Source organism: Natronomonas sp. CBA1123 (assembly GCF_009741925.1).
In the GTDB taxonomy this organism is placed as follows: domain Archaea; phylum Halobacteriota; class Halobacteria; order Halobacteriales; family Haloarculaceae; genus Natronomonas.
On the sequence record NZ_WPCC01000005.1, the window covers coordinates 28,928 to 50,126 of the forward strand.

The window sequence follows — 21,199 nt, forward strand, 5'->3', positions numbered from 1 at the left end:
AAACCGGTTGCACCGCGAACAATAAAAGGGATTCCGACCAGGGCTGTGGCCGTCAGGTCCCGTGCTGCCAGCTGTCCATGTACTCGGTCTGTTCGGGGGTCAGTTCGTCTATCTCGATGCCTTCGGCTTCGAGTTTGATTTCGGCGACCTCGCGGTCGAGGTCGTCGGGCACCTCGTGGACGCCCGCGTCGTAGGCGTCGCTGTTCTCGACCATCTCGCGGACGCAAACGGCCTGCACCCCGAAGCTCTGGTCCATCACTTCGACGGGATGGCCCATCGCGACCGGCGAGGCGAGGTTGACCAACCGCCCGTCTGCGAGGACGTTGATGCGTCGGCCGTCGGGCAGTTCGAACTCCTCGACGCCGTCCCGCACCTCTCGGCGGCCGACCGCCATCTCGTCGAGGCCGTCGAGGTCGATTTCGACGTTGAAGTGACCGGCGTTGGCGAGGACGACGCCGTCCTGCATGGCCTCGAAGTGCTCTTCGACGATGACGTCTCGGTTGCCCGTCGTCGTCACGAAGATGTCGCCTTTCTCGGCCGCCTCGGCCATCGAGGCGACCTCGTAGCCCTCCATGTGCGCCTCCAGGGCCCGGCGGGGTTCGACCTCGGTGACGATGACGTGGGCGTTCTGTCCGGACGCCTTCATCGCGACGCCCTTCCCACAGTAGCCGTAGCCGGCGACGACGACGTTCTTGCCCGCAAACGAGAGGTTCGTCGTCATGGCGATGTTCGAAAGCGACGCCTCGCCCGTCCCGTGGACGTTGTCGAACAGTCGCTTCATCGGCGTGTCGTTGACCGCGAACATCGGGTAGTGGAGTTCGCCGTCGTCGTCCATCGCACGCAGGCGGTGGACGCCCGTCGTCGTCTCCTCACAACCGCCGACGATGGAGTCGATGAGTTCGGGGTAGTTCTCGTGGATGGCCATCACGAGGTCACCACCGTCGTCGACGGTGACGGTGGGGTCGTGGTCGATTGTCGCCTCGATGGCGGCGTAGTACTCATCGTCGTCGACTTCGCGTTTGGCGTAGGAGGTGACGCCGTCGACGGCATCCAGCGCGGCGCTCACGTCGTCGTGGGTCGAAAGCGGGTTACAGCCGGTGATGGCCACTTCGGCGCCCGCTTCAGCGAGAACCTCGGTCAGAACGGCCGTCTTGGCTTCGACGTGCATCGCCATCGCCACGACCTCGCCCTCAAGGGGCGTCTCGGCGCCGAACTCCTCGGCGACGGCGGTCATGATGGGCATGTGCTGTCGGGCCCACTCGATTTTCTTGCGGCCCGATTCCCGAGCGCTCTCGGGGTCCGAGAGCTGTTCGGTTATCGTCGGGTGACTCATACCCCTCGAAACGGGCGAGGGGCGGAAAACGCTACCGAAGGAAAAGTCCGCAGTCGTCAGTTGTTACCGCGGTCGCTCGGCGGGCCACGTCGGTCGTCGTCGGAGTCGTCGTCCTCATCCGTATCGTCACCGTCTTCGGTCGGCGTGGCGGTTCCGTCCGTTTCGGTGTCGTTCTCGGCGTCGTCAGCGTCGTCACCGTTTGGACCGGCGTTTTCCGGCGGGCCACGTCGGTCGTCATCGCTGTTCGGACCGGCGTCCTCAGGCGGGCCACGCTCGGTGTCGCTGTTCGGACCGGCGTCCTCGGGCGGACCGGCGTTTTCCGGCGCGTTACCCGGGTTGTTGCTCCGGACGAACTCGGAGACGGCCTGTCCGACGTTCGCGTCACCGGAGCCGTCGAGCAGTTGCTGGACGAACATCGAGACGCGCTGGCCGAAGGGAACGGTCGCCTCTTCGGAGCCGGTCAGCGTCACCGATACCTCCTGCGTTCGGTTGCCGTCCTCGGCCGTGATAGTCAGGCGGACGCCCTCTTCGGGGGCGGGCAGCTCGACCGTTCCGTTCTCGTCGGTCGTGTACGTGCCCGTGCCCTCGTACTCGTAGTTCTCGTCGTCGGAGTCGTCCTCCTCGGAGTCCTCGTCTTCCCCTTCAGCCTCGGAGTCTTCGGCTTCTTCGTCTTCCTCGTCAGCGTCGTCGGAGTCGCTGTCGTCGTCGGACTCACTGTCCGAGTCCTCTTCCTCCGAATCCTCGGAGTCGTCCTCTTCTTCGTCCGAGTCGTCAGCATCGCTATCGTCCGAGTCATCGTCTTCGGACCCCGAGTCGTCGGAATCAGAGTCGCTATCGTCTTCCTCCGAACCGTCATCGGAGTCGTCAGAGTCGCTGTCCGAGTCCTCTTCTTCTGAATCCTCGGAGTCGCTATCGTCCGAGTCTGCATCGTCGGATTCAGAATCGTCGTCCTCCGAGTCGTCGTCGGATTCTTCGTCATCCTCGTCCGCGTCCACGTCTTCTTGCGTGACGGTCACGTTGGCGCCGTCGACCGACCCGTTCGCGTCGGTCACCGTCACGGTCACGTTCTCACCGTCCTGTGTCACGTCGATGTTCAGTGAGCTGACGTTGCCCGCGTCGTCGTCGGTCTGTGCCATCGCGAGGCCGGGGCCGACGACTGACAGTATCATCAGCGCCGACAGCGCGATTGCAGCGAGTCGTTTATTCGAGCGCATCACACTCCCCACCAAGTAGGTCAGGGGGATAAACCGGGACTCTCGTTCAACTCGTTTACCAGTTCGTTTGGGAATAGAAAGAGGACCTCAAAACCGTTCAAAAGATTCAAAAACATATTTGAGCGTTTAATCGCTATTCGGTTGCGCGCTCGATGGCCGCCCGTGCGTGGCGGTCGGCCTCACGTCTGACGGCCGCTTCCTCCAACGACAGCACTTCGCGGTCGCGGACGAGGACCTCTCCGCCGACGACGGTGTGTCGCACGTCCGACCCGCGAACCGCGTAGGCGAGGTGGCTGACGAGGTCGTGTTCCGGCGTGAGATGCGGCGCCTCGAGGTCGACGACCGCGAGGTCGGCCAGCGCACCCGTCTCGATACGCCCGGCGTCGAAGCCGAGCAGTTCGGCGCCGCGTTCGGTCGCCGCCCGAACCGCATCCTCTGCAGCGACGGCGCTTGCGTCCTCGGCGGCGAGTTTGCCGACCATCGCCGCGTCCCGGAGTTCGTCGAAGACGTCGAGGTCGTTGTTCGAGGCCGGGCCGTCGGTTCCGATACCGACCGTGACGCCTGCATCGAGCAACTCCTGGACGGGGGCGATGCCGCTGGCGAGTTTCATGTTCGAGGCCGGACAGTGGGCGACGCCGACCTCTTGGTCGGCGAGTAGTTCGATTTCGGTCTCGTCGACGTGGACGGCGTGGGCGATGAAGTCGCCGGACTCCAGCATTCCGAGGTCGTCGGCGAACTCCAGCGGCCGGACGCCGCGTTCGGAAACGATGGGGTCGACCTCGTCTTCGGTCTCGTTTGCGTGGTAGTGGACCGGGACGCCCGCCTCGCGTGCGCGGGCGACGTAGGTCTCCAAGAGGTCGGCGTCGACCGTCGTCAGCGAGTGCGGCATCAGCGCCGTTCGAATCCGACCGTCGGCGGCCCCGTCGAGTTCGCGGGCGACGGCCAATCCCTCCTCGAAGTCCGCGCGAGCGTCGGCGTCGTCCTTCCCGACGGTGACGACGCCGTGGCCGAGACGGGCACGGAGACCGGCCTCCTCGACGGCCGCCGCCACCTCCGGAACGTGGAAGTACATGTCCGCGAACGTCGTGACGCCGTTTTTCAGCATCTCCACGAGTCCGAGTCGCGCGCCCGCACGGACGTCCTCGGCGTCGAAGGCGGCCTCGGTCGGCCAGATGTCCTCTTGCAGCCACGCGTCGAGCGGTTTGTCGTCGGCGTACCCGCGGAGCAGCGTCATAGCGACGTGACAGTGGGTGTTGACGAGTCCCGGAACGACCAGACAGCCCTCGGCGTCCAGCGTCTCCTCGCCGACGGCGGTGTCGCCAACCTCGACGATGCGTCCCGTCTCCCGGTCGGCCAGTACGTCGGCCCGTTCGACGGTCAGGTCGGGGCGGAGAACGCGCCCGCCGGTAATCTGGAGCGTGCTCATACCCGGCGTTGTCGACGCCGGGCGTTGAAACTGCCGAATCGGTCGGACGAGGCGTCGGTTCTCGCCGATGAATCGGTGCGTGGGTTTTTACTGACCGACTCGGAACTCCGGACGATGAACGCCCTCCTCCTGCCCGTCGCCGTGTTGCTTGCGGCCCTCGCGGGGTTGTTCTTTCTCGGGTCGTACCTCTGGTATCGCCACGCGGTCCGACTCCACGCCGAGTCGCTGTTCCCCGACGACGCGACCGGCGTCCGACTGCTCCGATACGGCGTCTCGACTGGGGCAGCCACCTTCGGCGGCTTCCTGCTCGTCTCCGTCCTGTACCTCCTCGCCGGGAGTACCGCCGGCACCACGACGGGACCGGCACTCGACCCGATGCCGTTCGAGACGGTCGCAATCGGCCTGTTCGCGCTGTCGCTGTCGACGTTCTGTGTCGCCGGCGTGGGGTACGCCGCCGACGCCATCCGACGGCGCCTCGGCGTCCGATAGGGCAAAGGCCCGTCGCCTGCAACCGGGTGTATGCGCATTGCCGTGCCCAACAAGGGCCGTCTCCACGACCCGGCGCTGAAACTGCTGGAACGAGCCGGGTTACACGTCCAGAACGGTGCCGACAGGAAACTGTACGCCGACACCGTCGACCCCGAGGTGTCGGTACTCTTCGCCCGCGCCGCGGACATCCCCGAGTACGTTTCCGACGGCGCCGCCGCCCTCGGCATCACCGGACTCGACCAAACGCGGGAGTCCGACGTCGAGTTGGTCGACCTCCTGGATTTGGAGTTCGGCAGTTGCCGACTCGTCCTCGCCTCCCCCGAGGACGGCGGCGTCTCCTCGCCGGAGGAGTTGACCGGCGGCACGGTCGCCACCGAGTTCCCCAACATCACCGAGGCGTACTTCGCGGAGTTGGGCATCTCCCCCGACATCGTGGAGGTGACGGGCGCGACGGAGTTGACCCCGCACGTCGATATCGCCGACGCCATCGTCGACATCACCTCGACGGGGACGACCCTGCGAATGAACCGCCTCGAAGTCATCGACGAGGTGCTGTCGTCGTCGGTGCGGCTGTTCGCCAACCCCGACGTTGCCGACGACCCGAAGGTCCAGCAGGTCAAGACGGCGTTCAAGTCCGTCCTCGACGCCAACGACAAGCGCTATCTGATGATGAACGTCCCCGAGGATGCCCTCGAGGATGTCGAAGACGTGATTCCCGGGATGGGTGGGCCGACGGTGATGGACGTGGCCGGCAGCGACGCCCTCGCGGTCCACGTCGTCGTCGACGAGCGGAAGGTGTTCGAGGTCATCCCGGACCTGAAAGACGCCGGCGCCAGCGACATCCTCGTCACCGAAATCGAGCGGTTGGTCCCCTGAACCGCCGTTACTGAAACCGTCGTTTTAGCTTACACAAAGCCCTCCCCCGAAAGGGTTCCATCCTCGTGTATGAACCCGACACGCAGACGAACGCTTCGAGCGCTCGGCGCTACCCTCGCAGGGACGGCGCTGGCAGGCTGTCTCTCGGATGACGAATCGACCGACGACCCGAGCGGCGACAACGGCGACAGCGGCGTGAGCGTACAGGACATCACCGCGACGCCAGCAGTCGTAACGCTGAACTCCCCGGATTCGTACGGGACCTACGGCGGCCGGAACGAACAGCTGATTATCGCGAATATCTCGGTCGAATCGCCCGGTGACCACCCGGCCTCGTCGTTTTCCGTCGAGCGTCCGGGGAGCAATACGAGGTGACGACGAAAATCGGTCGTCAGGGGCGACTGGAAACGTTCGGCGACGCCTACGAACCGAACGACGGGAGTTCCCCGACCGCAAGCGCCAGTGCCAGCGAGGACGGCGAAACCGGGCCGTCGTCGGGGTGGATTGCGGCGTACGTCCCGAAACCGCTCGACGCCGACTCGGCGACGCTGACGTGGGACGGCGGCGAGTACACCGTCGGCGATTCCGTCCTCGAACGGTTGAACCGGCCGCCAGCGTCGTTCGACGTGACCTTCGAGGCGCCCGAGACGGCGACAGTCGGCGAGACGGTGACGGCGACGGTGACCGTCGAGAACACCGCCGACGTCGACGGGACGTTCGTCGGCGCGATAAATCGGGTCGGGCCACGAATCGCCTACGCACCCGAAACGGAGGTGCGACTGGACATCGAGGCCGGCGAAACCGCCGAGTGGGAGTACACACACAGCCTCGACAGTTCCGAACTCGACGAGATGGAGGACCCGTCGATGGATATCCACCTCGTCTGGCGTGACAACTCGACGGTCCGGACGGTCGATATCGAAAGCGAGTGAGGACGGCGGCGCACCTCACGCCAAGAAGATGTTGCCGAACGCGAAGGCGAAAATCGTAGTGATGGAGAAATAAAACACCGACAACAACACTGCTCCGCGGAGGTTCAACTCGTAGACGTACCGAACGACGGCGACGGCGGTGAAAAACGACAGCGCGACCATCACGGCGCCGTTGTACTGGCTGAACAGCATCGCGACGACGACAGGGGCGGGAGCGGCTTTGACAGCGCGCTGGTGCGGTTCGTCGCCGAGCACCCACAGCGCGGCGAGATGTAGCGTTACGGCCGAAAACAGCGTCCCGACGAGGAACGCGACGGCGAGCGCGAGCGGGCCGCCGCCGACGAACTCCACCTGCAGCGGAAGCATACCGGAATTAGGGAGCCGTCACGGGAGTAGTTGCCGCTCTTCGTTAGCCGTCGAGCAGACCGAGCTCTTCGAGTCGGGAGACGATTTTGTCGACTGCCTCGCGGGCGTCGTCGGGCTTCTTGCCGCCGGTGATGACGAGTTTGCCGGAGCCGAACAGCAGCGCGACCACGTCGGGGTCGTCGAGACGGTAGACGAGACCGGGGAACTGCTCGGGTTCGTACTCGATGTTCTCCAGACCGAGACCGATGGCGATGGCGTTGAGATTGAGATTGCGGCCGAGGTCCGCGCTGGTGACGATGTTCTGGACGACGATTTCGGGGTCCTCGTCGACCTGAATCTCCAGGTCGCGGAGTTTGTCGAAGACGATGCGGAGCGACTCGTGGACGTCGTCGGTGGATTTCGCGCCCGTACAGACGATTTTCCCGGAGCGGAAGATGAGTGCCGCGGACTTCGGCTCCTGTGTCCGGTAGACGAGACCGGGGAACTGCTCGGGGTCGTAATCGGCGCCCTCGAGGTCCATGGCGACGCTCTGGAGGTCGAGCTCCTGGCCAATCCCCGTCGAGGCAACGACGTTCTCGATATTGATAGTCTCCTTGGGGTCCTGCATAACTCGACTTAAAACACGTATTTAAGGTTTATAAATGTGGGTGGTCGTTCCCCCTCACCTCGCACGAGCGACCCCCGACCGGGCCGTTTATTTCCCGTCGGCGGCCACCTGCGGGCGTGTACCTCCTGGAGTTGGCCGGTGACGACGACGACTTCGCAGTCCGTGAGGCCGAGAGCCGCTGTTCGGCAGTGGAACTGCTGGCTCCCGGCCTCGCTACCGCACGGGGCGTCGTTCGACCCGAAACGCTGGCCTACACCAGACGAATCTGTCGACTCCTCGGTACGTGTGACCCCTCCGTCGACGACGCCGTCGCCCTGCTCGACGCCGCGAGCACCGACCGAACCGGCACCGTCGCCGTTCGCGCCCGCGACGTACGCGGCCTGACCGGCGTCGACACCCAGGCCGTCGAACGACGCCTCGGGTCCGTACTCGTCGACCGTGGATTCGAGGTCGACCTAGACGACCCCGACAACACGCTCGTCGCGTTGTTCTCCGAGACGGCCGCCCTCGGATGGCTCGAAACCGAGACACCCCGGGATTTCACGGCCCGACAGCCGACCGACAAGCCGTTCTTCCAACCGGGAAGCATGGACCCGATGGACGCCCGCGCGCTCGCCAACATCGCCGGCGCCAGTCCCGATGCCCGCTTGCTCGACCCGATGTGCGGCACCGGCGGTATTCTCGTCGAAGCGGGCCTCGTCGGCACCGACGTCGTCGGTGTCGACGCCCAACGGAAAATGGTCGAGGGCGCACGGGAGAACCTCGCTCACTACCTCGACTCCTTCGCCGTCGTCCGCGGCGATGCGACGCGTCTGCCGTTTGCCGACGGGGGGTTCGACGGTGCCGTCTTCGACGCTCCTTACGGCCGCCAGTCGAAAGTCGAGGGCGTCTCGCTGGAATCGCTCGTCGGCGACGCCCTCCGCGAAGTCCGGCGGGTCGCCGACCGCGCCGTCGTCGTCGGCGACCGCTCGTGGAACGACGCCGCCGAAGCCGCCGGCTGGACCGTCGAATCGCGGTTCGACCGCCGCGTCCACCGGTCGTTGACGCGGTACGTCCACGTCCTCGTCTGAGCCTCAGGGCGTCAGCCGCCCGGCCGACCGCCACGTCACCGTTCCGTCCTCGACGAGGGCGAACACCATCCGTTTCCGGACGCCGTGAGCCAGCCGAACGTCGAGCGCCAAATCCCGCGGCGACAGTTCGGTGTCCGCCGGTAACACCCGGACCAGCAACTCCGAGTGGCCGAGGTCGTCGACCGACTCCACGTCGGCGTAGGTGCGGAAATCCGCGCCGAATTTGAAACCGGTCTTCGGGACGATGCCCCGCCGGCGGAGTTCACGATACACCGTCAGCCGGCGGTCGAACCGCTCGCCTTCGACCGCCCGGCCGCGCTCGACGACCGCCCCGGTGCCGCCAGCAATCGAGAGAACGCCCGTCTCGTCCAGATGGGCGGCCTCCAGAAGCGACAACTGGAGCGTTTCGTCGTCACGACCCATTCGCTGCCCGTAGAAGCCGCGCTCGTAGAGGGGTTCAGGGGGGTCCCAGCAGAGCACTCGGTCTTCGAGGAGGACCCCATCGACGGTGGCGTCGAGGGCGAGCGAACTGGAACCGGAAACGTCCGGAACGTCGGTTTCGAGATACGTGATTTCGCTCTCCTCGTCGACGACCGCGAGGACGGTGTCACCGAGGCCAGCGAGCGGAATCGACTCCCGTTCGGCGACGACGCGAACCCGGTACTCGACGGACCCGTCCCACGGCCCGTCGCCGCGAGGGTGGACGACGAAGTCGACGCCGTCGGTCGAATCGACCCACTCCTCGCTCGCCACCGAGAGGTAGAAGCCGCGGTCACGCAAGTCCCGGTAGACCAAGAACTCGACGACGATGTCGTCGTGTTCGGCGAGGAAGCCGGCGAACCCGTTTCCGTCGACCGAATCGAGGTCTCCGCGATAGAGGAGGTGAGCGGCCTCGACACGGGAGAGGACGACGCCGTCCCCTCGGGGGTGACCGTAGCCCCGAGAGTCGTAGTAGCGTTCGCGGCCGTTGGCGCCGACCTCGACGACGCCGTCGGAGAGGTGTCCTTCCATCGTGTGGGGGTTGGCGGGTGCGGGCGTATAGCCGCTACGGTCGCCGGGCCGACGCGCCCGTCAGAGCGTGGCGCCACATCCCGAGTCGAGACACCGCTCCCCGCTGGCCGTTTCGAACCGAGGAAGGCCGCAGTCACACGGTTCCGAAATCGTTCCGTCAGGTATCGAGAACCCAGTGTCGCAGTCAGGGTAGTTCTCACAGCCAGCGATGAGTCCGCCGCGTCTGAGAACACGGAGGTCGCCGTCGCAGTTCGGACAGTCCCACGCGCGGTCGAAGCACTCGGAAACCGCATCGAGCAACGACCCACACTCGTAGTCCAGACACAACTCGAAGTCCGTCCCGCGTTCGACCCGAAACAGTGGAAGGCCGCAGTCGCAGGTCGAATCGAGCGTCGTCGCACCCGAGGGGAGCGAGTGACGCTCGGCACAGTCGAGACAGAGAACGTCCCCACCGGAACGGATGAGTTGGCCGCCACAGCGACAGTCGCCGACCGGCGTCCCCGCCTCACTCACGTCGTGTTCGGTCACGGCCACCTCGCCGGCAGCCTCGATACGAAGCGTCTCCTCGCCGTCTGTGGCGACCAGCCAGAGGGGGTCGTGGGTCAACGAGAGGTCCGCGGGACGGGTGAGCCACGCGACCGGTTGGTAGCCGTCGGCGTCGTGGACGAGGACGGTGTCGTCGGGCTTGACGACGACGAGAACGTGACCGCGCTGTCGGGTCTCTCGGCGACCGTCGAAGTAGACGTTGCAGTCTCCGGCGATGGTGGTCGTCGGCATACGGGTGGTGGTCCCGGCATCCCATTTGAAGGCTCGGGCGATTAAACTGACCGCACATCGACGCCCGAAACCTCAGGTATCGAGAGGAGAATCCGAACGTATGAACGAGTACGGCGCCTATCGAGCGGCCTTCGAGGGCCGGGAGCTACCGACGGCCTTCGTCGACCGCGCGGCGCTGGCGGCGAACATCGCGCGCACAGCCGACCGAGCGGGTGGCCTCCCGGTTCGCGTCGCCTCGAAGTCGGTCCGGTGCCGGGCGGCACTGGAGCGGATTCTCTCCGAGGACGGCTTCGAGGGCGTGATGTGTTACACCGGCCGCGAGGCAGTCGACCTCGCGAACGCGGGGTTCGACGATTTGCTCGTCGCCTACCCCGTCGTCGGCGACGCCGAACTCCGCGCAGTCGCCGAGCGCGTCGCCGAGGGCGCCGACATCACGCTGATGGTCGACTGCGCCGAACACGTCGAGCGAATCGCGAACGCCGCCGAGAAAGCGGGCGCGGACGTGCCGCTCTGTCTCGACCTCGATTGCTCGACGGAACATTTCGGCGTGTACTTCGGCGTCCGTCGGTCGCCGATTCGGACGCCCGAGGACGCGCTCGCCGTCGCCGAGACCGTCACCGAAGCCTCGGGTGTCCGCCTCACGGGGCTGATGGGCTATGAGGCCCAAATCGCCGGCCTGCCGGACCGAAACCCCGCCAACGGTGGTCTCGAGAACGCCGCGATGCGCCTGTTCAAGCAGCGCTCGAAACCCCTCGTCCGAAAGCGCCGACAGGCCGTCGCCGCGGCGCTGGACGACGAGTACGGCCTCGAATTCGTCAACGGCGGTGGGACGGGCAGCGTCGAGTTCACCCGCGAGGACCCACACGTGACGGAGGTTACCGTCGGGTCGGGCTTCTTTGCCCCACGGCAGTTCGACTGGTACGACCACCTCGACTACGAACCCGCCGCTGGCTACGCAATCGAGGTGACCCGCGAACCGACCGACGGCGTCTACACGTGCCGCGGCGGCGGCTACGTCGCCTCCGGCCCGGTCGGCCCTGACAAGGCGCCCGTCCCGTGGCTCCCCGAGGGGGCCGAACTGCTGGACAACGAGGGCGCCGGCGAAGTCCAGACGCCGGTCCGCTACGACGGGGACCTCGCGGTCGGCGACCCGGTCGTGATGCGACACGGGAAGGCGGGCGAGTTGTGCCGGTTCTTCGAGGAGTTGGCGGTCGTCGACGGCGAGGAAGTCGTCGACACCTGGAGTACGTATCGAGGTGATGGCCGATGTTACATCTGACCGACGGCGTCTGGAAGAACTGGTCCGGAAGCGTCAGCGCACGTCCGACACACGTCCACTACCCCGAAACCGAGAGCGAACTCCGAACGGTCGTCGAAAACGCCGAGGGAACGCTTCGGGTCGCCGGCGCGGGCCACTCGTTCCCGCCGGTCGCGAAATCCGAAAAGACGTTCGTCTCCTTGGAGCGATACACGGGACTCGTCGACGCCGACGCCGGAGCGCGGCAGGTGACCGTTCGGGCGGGGACGCCGCTGTGGCGGTTGACTGACGCGCTTGCCGACCACGGCCTCATGCTGGAGAATATGGGCGACATCGACGCCCAATCGATAGCCGGCGCGCTGTCGACGGGAACCCACGGAACTGGCACCGACTTCGGTGTGATGGCGACGCAAGCCGCCGGATTGCGATTGATTACCGCCGACGGTAGCATTCTCGACCTCGAACGCGGTGACGACCGCTTCTCCCACGCACAGGTGTCTCTCGGCACGCTCGGCGTCCTCAGCACTGTCACCCTCGACGTGGTCGACGACTACCGACTCCGCGAGCGGAAACGACCGGTCGACATCGAGGACGTACTCGCGAACCTCGAGGAGTACCGCGAGTTCCGCAACTTCGAGTTCTGGTGGTTCCCTCACACCGATACGGCACTCGTCAAGACGCTCGAAGAGACCGACGAGACGGGCGAACCCGGCCGCCTCGACGCCATCGAGGAGCGCATCGAGAACCTCGCGTGGGAAGGCATCAACCGCGTCGGCAGACGGCTACCGCGGGCCGCACCATCTCTGAACCGAATCACGACGGGGACGTTCGCCGACTCCGAGCGGGTCGGCCCGGCCAAAGACATCTACCCGACGACCCGCGACGTGCGGTTCAACGAGACTGAGTACGGCGTTCCCCGTGAGGACGCCGCCGAAGTCCTCCGGGAACTCCGCGATGTCGTCGAGTCCCACGACGTGCTGTTTCCGGTCGAGTTCCGCGACGTGGCCGGCGATTCGATACCGCTGTCGCCGGCGACCGGCCGCGATTCGACGTTCATCGCGGTCCATACCTACCACCGCCGACCGTACGAGTCGCTTGTCGCCGACTCCGAGACCGTCTTCGACCGCTTCGAGGGCCGCCCCCACTGGGGGAAACACCACACCAAGACCGCCGCCGACCTCGAAGGGCTGTATCCCGAGTGGGAAGCGTTCCTCGACGTGCGTGCGGAGTTAGACCCGGAGGGGTTGTTCCTGAACGACCACCTCCGGGAACTGTTCGGGTGCTGAGCCCTCGTCGGCCATTCCGTCGGCCGATTTAATACCGTTCGACACCGACGCTCGGTAGATGCCGAACTCGAACGCGAAGGGCGACCGCCGGGAGCGCGAACTCGTCAACGAACTCGACGGGGCCGGGTTCGCGGTGATGCGAGCGCCGGCCTCCGGCAGCGCGACCGAGCGGGAACTGCCGGACGTGCTCGCGGGCGACGGCGAGATGTTCTACGCCATCGAGGCGAAATCCTCAAGCGGCGACCCGATTTATCTGACCGGCGAGGAAATCGAGGCGCTCGTGTACTTCTCGCGGAACTTCGGCGCGAAACCGCGGGTCGCCGCCCGCTTCGACCGCGAGGATTGGTACTTCTTCCATCCCGGCGACCTCTATACGACCGACGGCGGCAACTACCGGGTGAAGAAGGAGACCGCCATCGCGGAAGGCACCGACTTCGCGGAGTTCGTCGGTGATTCCGAGAAGGTCACGCTCGAAGAGGTCGCCGTCGGCTCGGACGACGGCCCTGACCGCGACGTGCTGGAAGCCCTCGCACGCGGAGACCTCTCGGTCGACGACGCCGCCGAGATGCTGTAGAAACCCGATTCGTCTCGTTTTTAGGTAGTTGAGTGAACGTAGGTACAGTGTCATCCATCACAGCCACCCGAACGGATACCTCTTCCGAATATTATCGAATTATCTTCGAAACGTTCATGTGCTTGGTTGATAATCGTAAACTGAAATGAGTAGTTCAGAGAACGTTCGGGCGTCGGATTCGGAAAACGGTGTACAGTCGTCGTACGACTACCGGAACGGCGAGCCCGCGTTCATCATCGCGGACGTCACGACCGACGACGCGTGGCTGTCGGTCCCCGCCGGACAGGAAACGGACCTCTCGGAGTGGCAGTAGGTCACTCGACGAGCATCTCCTCGCGGACCGCAAGCCGCGCATACGGGAAGGCGTAACGCGGCCGCTCGTCGAGGCCCGAGTCGGCGTCACCCGAAAACGGGTAGACGACCTCCACGACCGGGTCATCGGGCGGATACCCCTCGTTTTTCGGGTACTCCGCGACCGTACACCCCGCGGCGTCGATGTAGCGCTCGTCTGCGCGCTCGTCGGTCAGTCGGTAGACGACGACCGTATCGCCCGTCTCGCGGTCGGTCGCGATGTCGCCGCGTTCGAGCCAGCAATCGCCACAGACCGCCGCCCCCGACTCGGGGACGAACGATTCGTGGCCACAGACCGCACAGTCGGCCCGCCGCTTGCCCGGCGCCGGGACGCGTCGCTCGGTAACTTCCAGTGCCACCCGGCGGAGGTGCTTGCAGCGCTCACCGCGGATTTCGTGGTCCGGACAACTGCAGTCGCCACGGGGGAGGTCGACGACGTAGGTGGCGCCGGAGCTGCTGTCGACAGCGTAGCGGCCGCTACCGAGCGGTCTGACCGCCATCGGCTCCGTCCACGCTCGCGCCGACCGGTCGTCCAGCCGGCGCGTATCGGGCGCCAGAGGCCGCCGACGCGAGGAGTCCGATGACGCTGGTGTGTGTTCTGGATGCGTCATGTTCCAGTCGAAACGTAGGCGTCGAAGACTAATGAGTCACTCGACGTTTCACGACCGTTCGCGTCGTTTTTCGCCAAAATATCTCGCCACTGCCCCCGATTTCGAGTGTCCGCACGAACCGCTCGTCATCCATCGGTCGTCGTCGACCCACCGGCGCCTCGCCTTCGAAGCGCTTTTGGCCCACACCGTCGGAATCCCGACCATGGACCGTGATGCCGTCGTCGAAGCCATCGTCGCGTTCGTCGGCGTTGCCACACTTGCCGCCATCATCCTCTACATCGGTAACACGTACAACGACGGCGGGCTTTCGGGCGACGGCGGCGTCGCCCTGGTCGGCGCTATCGCCTTCTTCATCGTCTTCATGTCCGTCATCGGCGTCGGCCTCTCCCGGCGCTACTGAGCGCGCCAGTCAGTTAGCTGCTCTTCCGGTGCCGCCTCCAGCCGCTGTTCGTAGTATGACAGCGGGTGCTCGATTGACTCACACAGCTCGTCTTTGTCGACACAGTCGCCGTAGTCGTCCATGACCGCACACGACGGCGGCGCCGCGACCGACCCCTCGCCGTCAGCCCCGCGGAGTCGGTCGACCTGCGCCCGAATCGAATCGGCTGCCTCCCCCTCTATCGCACACAACTCGACGACCTCGTCGCGGTCAAGGCCGGCACTCACGAGGAAGGCAACGAGCGAGAACCGCGAGCGGTCGGGGAGTGCCTCCCCCTCCCGAGCGCGAGTCAGCAGCGCACGCATACACGGCGGGAACAGTCCCGGCACCACCGCATCGAACGCCGTCGGCGGGTCGAGGTCAGCGACGCTGCGGCGAATCGCCGACAGCTCCGAATCGAGCGGGTCACCGATGCCCTCGGGCACCGACAGCGGAAGCCCCTCCTCGACGCGCCGGCCGACGGCCTCCCGAAGCAGCGTGTACAACTCCGGCCGCGAGACGGGGACGCGCCCCGAGTCGAGCGGTCGGCCGACGAGACGCCACCGCTCGCCCGACAGCGCCGCCGCGAGTTCGAGATACGCCGTGACCGCGACGCTGAACTCGCCGTCGCCGGTGGGTTCGATACGCCCCGATAGCCCGAAATCCGCGAGCAGTCGGTCGAGCGTCAGCCGCTCGCCGCCCGCGCTCTTCAGCTCCAAATCGGCCTCGAAATCCTCGACGAACCGCTCGCGTGCCGTCGCGGCCTCGGCGGCCGCGTACTTCTCGACGGCACCCGGTACGTCCAGAAGCGAAACGAGCACGCGAGCGACCGGATAGGAGAGCAGTTCCGCCCGGTCGCTCCACGCTCGTGGCTCCTCGGCTTCGGTAGTCCCCTCCAACAGCGCGCGCTGGACGCGCTCGCGGCCGCGTTCGACGGCCGGACCCCCCCTCGACGACGAGGGCTGCGAGGTCGACCTCCGCGGCCTCGACTGCCTCGCGGGAGGCGTCGAGGAACGGGTACCGAGCGTGGAGCCGCTGCATGCTCTCGGGTATCGTTGCGGGGCCGATAAACGCACCGACCCCGACTGCAGGATTATTCGTTTTGGGAGTCGGGCGTGGGAACGAGGATAGCACTACCTCGAAAGCCCTCGGCGCGGTGGCGGCCGCTGCTCGGGATACCCTCACTTCGTTCGGGTAGTGCCCGAGCAGCGACGCTCCTTCGGCGCCACCGCGCCTCACGGGTCGCTCTGCTCACGGCTCCTTCCAGTCGCCGCTCGCATTTCCGAGACACTCTCTTCGGTCGTGTCTCGCGCTCCCCGTTCGGCCAACCGAGACGCTCACTTCGTTCGCGTCTCGCACGCCTCGCCCTTTCAGTCCGCCAAGGATGTCGCTGTTCGACCCGCTGTAGCCCTGCCCTTCCCCGGGTTGCGCGGTCGGCAAAGGCCGACACGCGCTCCCGGCCGAGCATCTTTCATCCGGCGCGCGAGAAACGCGCGAGGGACGAACGAGACGCGAAGCGTCGAGTGAGTCGGTTGGGGAGGAGCGTGGTTGCGGTGCTGTGCTGTCCGTGGCGGAATCGAAGGTGAGCGCAGAGCGGTCCGCGGGAGTCGAGCCAGCCGAGGGCTTCGAAGGCAGTACTGAATACGTGATACGAGAAGTGCGTGGTCCGTCCGTCCAAGCAATCGTCTCCAGAGAGTCGACACGCCTATACTCGCCCACCCCGACCCGAGGAACAACCCGTGCGTCTCAGGTATCGCTGTCCCGGCTGTCGGACGACGAGCAACCTCCACGACCCCGAGTGTGAGTTCGAGGGCACCGACCGCCGACACATCGAGAAAGCGTATACGGACCTCTTGGCGCCGCTGTCGGCCCGGACCTACGACGACGAGGACGCACTCCGCGAGGACCTCCCCGAACGCTGGAGCGGCCTCCACGCCGCCGTTTTGCGTCGGCTCCGAGGCGACCAACGAGTCGTCGACGAAGACGACGAACTCCGACTGCTGACGCCCGAGGAGTACAAAGAGCGGGTCTCTCAACCCACCTTCGAGCCGCTGAAGACCATCTACGAGAAGGGCAGCGTCCCCGGTGCCCACGACAACAGCGTGTTTGCAATGGTAGCGTTCTACGAGATGGTGGGTCTCTCGTGGGAGGAGACCCGCGAGAACACCATCGACTGGCTGGAAACCTCGGGGACGTGGAACCGCGGCGGCTTCGAGGAGGCCTCACCCGCCGAGTTGGTCGACTCGAAGAAACACGTCTACGAACAGGGCTACGGCTGGAAGGAGAAGGCACAGGCGGCGAAGGCGGTCATCGACCGCCACCTCTAGTTGGGCGACCACCGATACCGCGTCGTCGTCGTGCCGTCGAAGCGCGGACCGGGGCCGTGTTCCTCGAAGGCGGCGCGTTCGACGGCTTCCCGAGCCGCCTCGTCGCCGTCGGGGACGAGCAACTCGACGGCCATTCCCTCCCGTTCGGCGAAGCGGGTCGGCTCTTCGAGCAGTCGCTCACAGAGGTCGGCGTCGCCCTCCAGTTGCGTGACGTGGACCGTCCTTCCCTGTGCGTCGTAGCTGACGAACCCCGCGACGCCGTCGTCGGCGTCGGCGACCCGAACCGTTCGGTCGTGGACGAGGTTCCGCATCACGTCGGTCGGCGCGCCGGTCAGCGTCGCCAGCCGTTCGGCGTCGGCCTCGACGGCGTCCCGGATGTCCATACACCCGATAAGACACTCGCGGGAAATAAACTTCCCCCGCAAGGGATGGGAATGACCGCGCCGGTGACGCAATAATCGCCGTAAGCCGCCCCCGGAGCAGACCCACGGAACATGGACAGGATTATCTCCCGTGACTGGCTACCGGCGGGTATGAGCCATCACACCGTACAGCAGGTGATTGTATGCGCGTAGTCGCCAAGTTCGGCGGAACGAGTCTCGGCAACGGCGACCGGGTCAACCGTGCCGCCGACTCCATCGCCGCCGCCGTCGAGAAGGGCCACGAGGTCGCCATCGTCGCGAGCGCGATGGGGTCGACGACGGACTTCCTGCTCGACGCCATCGAGTTCGAGGCCGACGAGGCCGACGAAGCCGAAATCGTCTCGATGGGCGAACGCACCTCCGTCCGGATGCTGAAGGCCGCCCTCGGCGCCCGCGGTATCGACGCGAAGTTCCTCGAACCCGGCACCGACAGTTGGCCGGTCATCACCGACGAACACGGCGAAGTCGACGTCGAGGAAACCCAGCGCCGCGCCAAACAGTTGGCCGCGGATATGTCCTCGAAGGGGTACGTCCCCGTCATCACGGGCTTTCTCGCACAGGACCACGCCGGCAACGTGACGACGCTGGGCCGCGGCGGCTCCGACACCACCGCCGTCATGCTCGGCAACTACATGAGCGCCGACGAAGTCGTCATCATCACCGACGTCGAGGGCGTGATGACCGGCGACCCCCGCGTCGTCGAGGGCGCACGCAACGTCGGCGAAATCACCGTCGACGAACTCCGCAATCTCTCCTTCCGCGGTGCCGAAGTCGTCGCCCCCTCCGCGCTTTCATATAAGACAAACGACATGACCGTCCGAGTCGCCCACTACCAACACGGCGACTTACTGGAGGGCGGGACGACCATCGAAGGACAGTTCCAGAACCTCATCGACCTCCGGGAGACGCCGCTCGCGTGTCTCACCGTCGCCGGTCGGGCCATCCGCAACACGCCCGGCATCCTCTCGGAGCTGTCGGTCGCGCTGTCGGAGTCGGACATCAACGTCGACGCCGTCGCAAGCGGGATGGACTCGGTGACGTTCTACATCGACGAGGAAATCGCCGAGCGCGCCGAGAACGTCCTCCATCAGGCGGTCATCGACGCCGAGCCGCTCTCCAGCGTCACCGTCGACGACAACGTCGCCGTCATCCGCGTCACCGGCGGCGAGTTGCCCAACCAATCGGGCATCATTCAGGGCATCATCGACCCGCTGTCGGAGGAACACATCACCATCCACGACCTCATCACCAGCGCCACCTCCGTCGCCGTCTTCGTCGACTGGGACGACCGGGAGGAGGCGCTCGAAATCATCCAAGAGGCCGTCTAACGCGCGAACGACGCTATCGCCCTTTTCGCAGTCTGGTTCCGGTTCCCTCGGGCAGTCCCACCTCTCCGACGGCTTCGACGACGCGTTCGATGTCGTAGTCGACGCACCGTTGGTCGACGGTCAGCGAATCGAGGTCGACGACTGCGTAGGCGGCACGGGGGTCGCCGTCCCGCGGTTGGCCGACGCTTCCGGGGTTCATCACGACGCCTTCGTCGTAGGATTCGTGGGCCTGGACGTGGGTGTGGCCCATCACGAGGACGTCCTCCTCGTCGAGCAACTCGGGGGAGAACAGCGCCGGGTACGTGTAGCGGTTCGGGTCCTCAGGGTGGCCGTGGACGAGTTTCAGACGGCCCTCGAAGCACGTCCGCTCGGTCGGTAGCTCGCGGAGCCACTCGAGTCGGCTCTCGTCCAGTTCCTCGCGAGCGTAGCGAGCGCCGGCGTCAGCCATGCCGTTGCCCCCGAAGCCGGTTCCCGTGGCGACGGCGCGGTCGTGGTTCCCCATAATCGTCGGCACGCTCCGTTCGCGAAGCGCGTCGATACAGTCGCCGGGCCAGGGGTTGTAGCCGACCACGTCGCCGGCACAGACGACGGCGTCGACTGGAGGCATATCATCGAGTACGGCCCGTAGTGCGACCCGGTTGGCGTGGATGTCGGAGAGTACCCCCACTCGCATCGATTCGTTCTGGGACCGCAGTCCCGTAAGGCCTGTCGGTCAGCGTTGCTCCGACAGGCCAGTTCGACACGAAATATCGTGACATTGTTTGTGTCTTTTGCCCTATACCTACGGTAGTTTTTAACTTTACGCAGATTAGACAGACATACAGACACCAAAATCAGAATCAGATGAACGAAGCACAACAAGATAGCCACGGAACTGACGAGGAGACCTTCGACATCGAGGAATCGGACGGATTGCGGCACCTCTTGGGTCACATTCAGGACGCCGTCGTGGCGTTCGAACTCGTCGACGAGGAACCGATTATCCGGAGCGTCAACGCGTCGTTTCTCGAGTTGTTCGGCTACGACCGTGACACCGTCCTCGACGCCCCGCTCAACGAACACATCGTCCCCGAGTGGCGTACCGAGGAGGCTGCGACGCTCGACGAGCGGACCGCTTCGGGCGAAATCAACTATCAGCGCGTCCAGCGACGGACCACGGACGGGCTCCGGGAATTCCTCTACCGCGGCATCCCCTACAGCGACGGGACGACCCGAATCGACGGTTTCGCGGTCTACACCGACCTCACCGATATCAATCAGAAGGAACGGCAGTTACAGGTGTTGAGCCGCGTCCTCCGACACAACTTACGGACCGAGGCGAACATCATCGACGGGAACGCCGAACGGCTGTTGGAAATCCTCGACGCCGACGACAAGGGAGCCGTTCGGACGGCGACGATAATCAACGACCGCGCCGAGCGATTGCTCGGACTGGCCAGCGACGCCGCCCGAATCAACGACGTGTTGCAGTCCCCACAAGCGGAGACAGCAACGCTGGACTGCGTGCCGGTCGTTCGGGCCGCAATCGAGGGCGTCCAAACGACCGCCCCGAACGCAGCGATTACCGTCGACGTACCCGACTCGAGAACCGTCTCGGCGACCGGACGCCTCCAACTCGCCGTCGAGAACGTCGTCGAGAACGCCATCGAACACAACCCCAGCGACGACCCCCGCGTCCACGTCAGCATCGACGACGTCGACGGCGGCCGCTGGGTCGACATCCTCGTCGAGGACGACGCGCCGCTCATCCCGCCGATGGAGCGAAACGTCGTCACCGGCAGCGCCGACATCACGCCGAAACACCACGGCAGTGGCCTCGGGTTGTGGCTCGTCAAATGGATAGTCGACCGTTCCGGCGGCGAGCTCGCTTTCGAGGAGAGCGACCTCGGCGGCAACCGCGTTCGGATTCGCCTCCAGCAGGCCTGAGACGAGCGAACGCTACTCGCCGTTGTAGAAGCCCGTCTCGAAGCCGTCGTCGGTTCGTGCGACCGCGGCGGCACACACCGGATGTTCGAAGTCGAACTCGTACAGTTCCTGCGCCATCGTGTCGGCGTCGGTCGACTCGAAGTCGGCGGCCTCCGGTCGGTCCTTCTCGTAGGTGGCGACGAGCGTCGGTTCCTCGACTGCCTCGACGAGAACGGCGTCCCGTCGGACGATGCCGATGTAGCTCTCCTCGCCGACGACACCCGCGATACGCGGGGTGTCGTAGTCGTCTTTCTCGTAGTCCAGTGCGAGCAGCGACTCGACGAGTGCGTCGCGGGCGGGGTAGCCCAACTGGAGTTTCTCGACGATGGGGTCGACCTGCGTCCCGTTACCGATGACGGCCTGTTCGCCGTCCTCGGTGGTTCTCAGGCAGTTATAGGAGATGTAGGGGTTGTCCGTCTCCGGAGCGTCCGGCGTCGGGGCGACGGTGAGCGCGCCCTCGCGTTCGATGACGCGGCGGTTCGGGAACGACCGCGAGGAGACGCGGTAGGCGGCTCGGTCCGGTGCGACGACGATGAAACGACCGACGTACATACCCGT

25 protein-coding genes are annotated in these 21,199 nt (G+C 65.7%); 13 read left to right on the plus strand and 12 right to left on the minus strand.

Going from position 1 to position 21,199, the window contains the following annotated elements; all coding sequences use genetic code 11:
- Positions 1 to 52: 52 nt before the first annotated feature.
- The 3 genes from GJ631_RS03990 to GJ631_RS04000 all read right to left on the minus strand — a co-directional run bounded on the left by GJ631_RS03990 (position 53) and on the right by GJ631_RS04000 (position 3,973).
- Positions 53 to 1,333, minus strand: coding sequence for an adenosylhomocysteinase (locus tag GJ631_RS03990; RefSeq protein WP_156707905.1), 1,281 nt, complete (start codon positions 1,331 to 1,333; stop codon positions 53 to 55).
- Positions 1,334 to 1,389: 56 nt separating this feature from the next.
- Positions 1,390 to 2,547 carry a hypothetical protein gene (locus GJ631_RS03995; RefSeq protein WP_156707906.1) on the minus strand — a complete coding sequence of 386 codons (1,158 nt, stop codon included), beginning with the start codon at positions 2,545 to 2,547 and terminating at the stop codon, positions 1,390 to 1,392.
- A gap of 133 nt (positions 2,548 to 2,680) precedes the next feature.
- Complete coding sequence (locus GJ631_RS04000; RefSeq protein WP_156707907.1) at positions 2,681 to 3,973, minus strand: amidohydrolase; 1,293 nt, start codon at positions 3,971 to 3,973, stop codon at positions 2,681 to 2,683.
- Positions 3,974 to 3,997: 24 nt separating this feature from the next.
- Here GJ631_RS04000 and GJ631_RS04005 point away from each other — a divergent pair, with 24 nt between their 5' ends.
- The 4 genes from GJ631_RS04005 (at position 3,998) to GJ631_RS04020 (ending at position 6,270) form a co-directional block, all read left to right on the plus strand.
- On the plus strand, positions 3,998 to 4,462 hold the full coding sequence (locus tag GJ631_RS04005; RefSeq protein ID WP_156707908.1) for a hypothetical protein: 465 nt from the start codon (positions 3,998 to 4,000) through the stop codon (positions 4,460 to 4,462).
- 30 nt (positions 4,463 to 4,492) lie between these two features.
- Positions 4,493 to 5,338: an ATP phosphoribosyltransferase gene (hisG, locus tag GJ631_RS04010; protein WP_156707909.1), complete on the plus strand. Its 846-nt coding sequence runs from the start codon at positions 4,493 to 4,495 to the stop codon at positions 5,336 to 5,338.
- A gap of 69 nt (positions 5,339 to 5,407) precedes the next feature.
- On the plus strand, positions 5,408 to 5,713 hold the full coding sequence (locus tag GJ631_RS04015) for a hypothetical protein (protein ID WP_156707910.1): 306 nt from the start codon (positions 5,408 to 5,410) through the stop codon (positions 5,711 to 5,713).
- Positions 5,710 to 6,270, plus strand: coding sequence for a hypothetical protein (locus tag GJ631_RS04020; RefSeq protein ID WP_156707911.1), 561 nt, complete (start codon positions 5,710 to 5,712; stop codon positions 6,268 to 6,270). Before GJ631_RS04015 ends, GJ631_RS04020 begins: the two co-directional genes overlap by 4 nt.
- Before the next feature lie 15 nt (positions 6,271 to 6,285).
- Here GJ631_RS04020 and GJ631_RS04025 read toward each other — a convergent pair whose 3' ends face one another.
- Positions 6,286 to 6,636, minus strand: a complete 351-nt coding sequence (locus GJ631_RS04025) for a hypothetical protein (RefSeq protein WP_156707912.1) — start codon at positions 6,634 to 6,636, stop codon at positions 6,286 to 6,288.
- 43 nt (positions 6,637 to 6,679) lie between these two features.
- Positions 6,680 to 7,243 carry a TATA-box-binding protein gene (locus tag GJ631_RS04030; protein ID WP_156707913.1) on the minus strand — a complete coding sequence of 188 codons (564 nt, stop codon included), beginning with the start codon at positions 7,241 to 7,243 and terminating at the stop codon, positions 6,680 to 6,682.
- 125 nt (positions 7,244 to 7,368) lie between these two features.
- On the opposite strand from GJ631_RS04030, the gene GJ631_RS04035 reads away from it, so the two are divergent.
- A complete protein-coding gene (locus GJ631_RS04035) occupies positions 7,369 to 8,313 on the plus strand; it encodes a methyltransferase domain-containing protein (RefSeq protein WP_156707985.1) in 945 nt (314 codons plus the stop codon).
- A 3-nt stretch (positions 8,314 to 8,316) separates the two neighbouring features.
- Here GJ631_RS04035 and endA read toward each other — a convergent pair whose 3' ends face one another.
- Both endA and GJ631_RS04045 read right to left on the minus strand, forming a co-directional pair.
- Positions 8,317 to 9,324: a tRNA-intron lyase gene (endA, locus tag GJ631_RS04040; protein WP_156707914.1), complete on the minus strand. Its 1,008-nt coding sequence runs from the start codon at positions 9,322 to 9,324 to the stop codon at positions 8,317 to 8,319.
- 60 nt (positions 9,325 to 9,384) lie between these two features.
- Positions 9,385 to 10,101, minus strand: a complete 717-nt coding sequence (locus tag GJ631_RS04045; RefSeq protein WP_156707915.1) for an endonuclease NucS domain-containing protein — start codon at positions 10,099 to 10,101, stop codon at positions 9,385 to 9,387.
- Between the two features lie 100 nt (positions 10,102 to 10,201).
- Between GJ631_RS04045 and GJ631_RS04050 the strand changes: the two genes are divergently transcribed.
- From GJ631_RS04050 to GJ631_RS04065, 4 genes are all read left to right on the plus strand, one after another.
- The gene (locus tag GJ631_RS04050) at positions 10,202 to 11,380 is read left to right on the plus strand and encodes an alanine racemase (protein WP_197424816.1); all 1,179 of its coding nucleotides are present in this window, start codon (positions 10,202 to 10,204) and stop codon (positions 11,378 to 11,380) included.
- Positions 11,368 to 12,645 carry a D-arabinono-1,4-lactone oxidase gene (locus tag GJ631_RS04055; RefSeq protein WP_156707917.1) on the plus strand — a complete coding sequence of 426 codons (1,278 nt, stop codon included), beginning with the start codon at positions 11,368 to 11,370 and terminating at the stop codon, positions 12,643 to 12,645. Before GJ631_RS04050 ends, GJ631_RS04055 begins: the two co-directional genes overlap by 13 nt.
- Positions 12,646 to 12,703: 58 nt before the next feature.
- The gene (gene hjc / locus GJ631_RS04060; protein ID WP_156707918.1) at positions 12,704 to 13,219 is read left to right on the plus strand and encodes a Holliday junction resolvase Hjc; all 516 of its coding nucleotides are present in this window, start codon (positions 12,704 to 12,706) and stop codon (positions 13,217 to 13,219) included.
- Between the two features lie 145 nt (positions 13,220 to 13,364).
- Positions 13,365 to 13,532: a hypothetical protein gene (locus GJ631_RS04065; RefSeq protein WP_156707919.1), complete on the plus strand. Its 168-nt coding sequence runs from the start codon at positions 13,365 to 13,367 to the stop codon at positions 13,530 to 13,532.
- Position 13,533: 1 nt separating this feature from the next.
- Here GJ631_RS04065 and GJ631_RS04070 read toward each other — a convergent pair whose 3' ends face one another.
- Positions 13,534 to 14,181, minus strand: a complete 648-nt coding sequence (locus GJ631_RS04070) for an SWIM zinc finger family protein (protein WP_156707920.1) — start codon at positions 14,179 to 14,181, stop codon at positions 13,534 to 13,536.
- A 31-nt stretch (positions 14,182 to 14,212) separates the two neighbouring features.
- On the opposite strand from GJ631_RS04070, the gene GJ631_RS18475 reads away from it, so the two are divergent.
- Positions 14,213 to 14,581: a hypothetical protein gene (locus GJ631_RS18475; protein WP_197424818.1), complete on the plus strand. Its 369-nt coding sequence runs from the start codon at positions 14,213 to 14,215 to the stop codon at positions 14,579 to 14,581.
- On the opposite strand, the gene GJ631_RS04080 is transcribed toward GJ631_RS18475, so the two are convergent.
- A complete protein-coding gene (locus tag GJ631_RS04080; RefSeq protein WP_370518552.1) occupies positions 14,575 to 15,498 on the minus strand; it encodes a hypothetical protein in 924 nt (307 codons plus the stop codon). The two genes, GJ631_RS18475 and GJ631_RS04080, sit on opposite strands and share 7 nt — an antisense overlap.
- A gap of 840 nt (positions 15,499 to 16,338) precedes the next feature.
- On the opposite strand from GJ631_RS04080, the gene GJ631_RS04085 reads away from it, so the two are divergent.
- Positions 16,339 to 16,926 (plus strand): hypothetical protein, encoded by a 588-nt coding sequence (locus GJ631_RS04085; protein WP_231753885.1) that lies wholly within the window; start codon positions 16,339 to 16,341, stop codon positions 16,924 to 16,926.
- Here the strand turns inward: GJ631_RS04085 and GJ631_RS04090 are convergent.
- Positions 16,923 to 17,309, minus strand: coding sequence for a hypothetical protein (locus GJ631_RS04090; protein WP_156707922.1), 387 nt, complete (start codon positions 17,307 to 17,309; stop codon positions 16,923 to 16,925). The two genes, GJ631_RS04085 and GJ631_RS04090, sit on opposite strands and share 4 nt — an antisense overlap.
- A gap of 182 nt (positions 17,310 to 17,491) precedes the next feature.
- Here GJ631_RS04090 and GJ631_RS04095 point away from each other — a divergent pair, with 182 nt between their 5' ends.
- Positions 17,492 to 18,676 (plus strand): aspartate kinase, encoded by a 1,185-nt coding sequence (locus tag GJ631_RS04095; protein ID WP_156707923.1) that lies wholly within the window; start codon positions 17,492 to 17,494, stop codon positions 18,674 to 18,676.
- A 13-nt stretch (positions 18,677 to 18,689) separates the two neighbouring features.
- Here GJ631_RS04095 and GJ631_RS04100 read toward each other — a convergent pair whose 3' ends face one another.
- A complete protein-coding gene (locus GJ631_RS04100; protein WP_156707924.1) occupies positions 18,690 to 19,349 on the minus strand; it encodes a metallophosphoesterase in 660 nt (219 codons plus the stop codon).
- Between the two features lie 170 nt (positions 19,350 to 19,519).
- On the opposite strand from GJ631_RS04100, the gene GJ631_RS04105 reads away from it, so the two are divergent.
- Entirely contained in the window at positions 19,520 to 20,602 is a 1,083-nt protein-coding gene (locus GJ631_RS04105) for a PAS domain-containing sensor histidine kinase (RefSeq protein ID WP_156707925.1), read from the plus strand.
- Positions 20,603 to 20,614: 12 nt separating this feature from the next.
- On the opposite strand, the gene GJ631_RS04110 is transcribed toward GJ631_RS04105, so the two are convergent.
- Positions 20,615 to 21,193 (minus strand): IMP cyclohydrolase, encoded by a 579-nt coding sequence (locus tag GJ631_RS04110; protein WP_156707926.1) that lies wholly within the window; start codon positions 21,191 to 21,193, stop codon positions 20,615 to 20,617.
- Positions 21,194 to 21,199 lie beyond the last annotated feature (6 nt).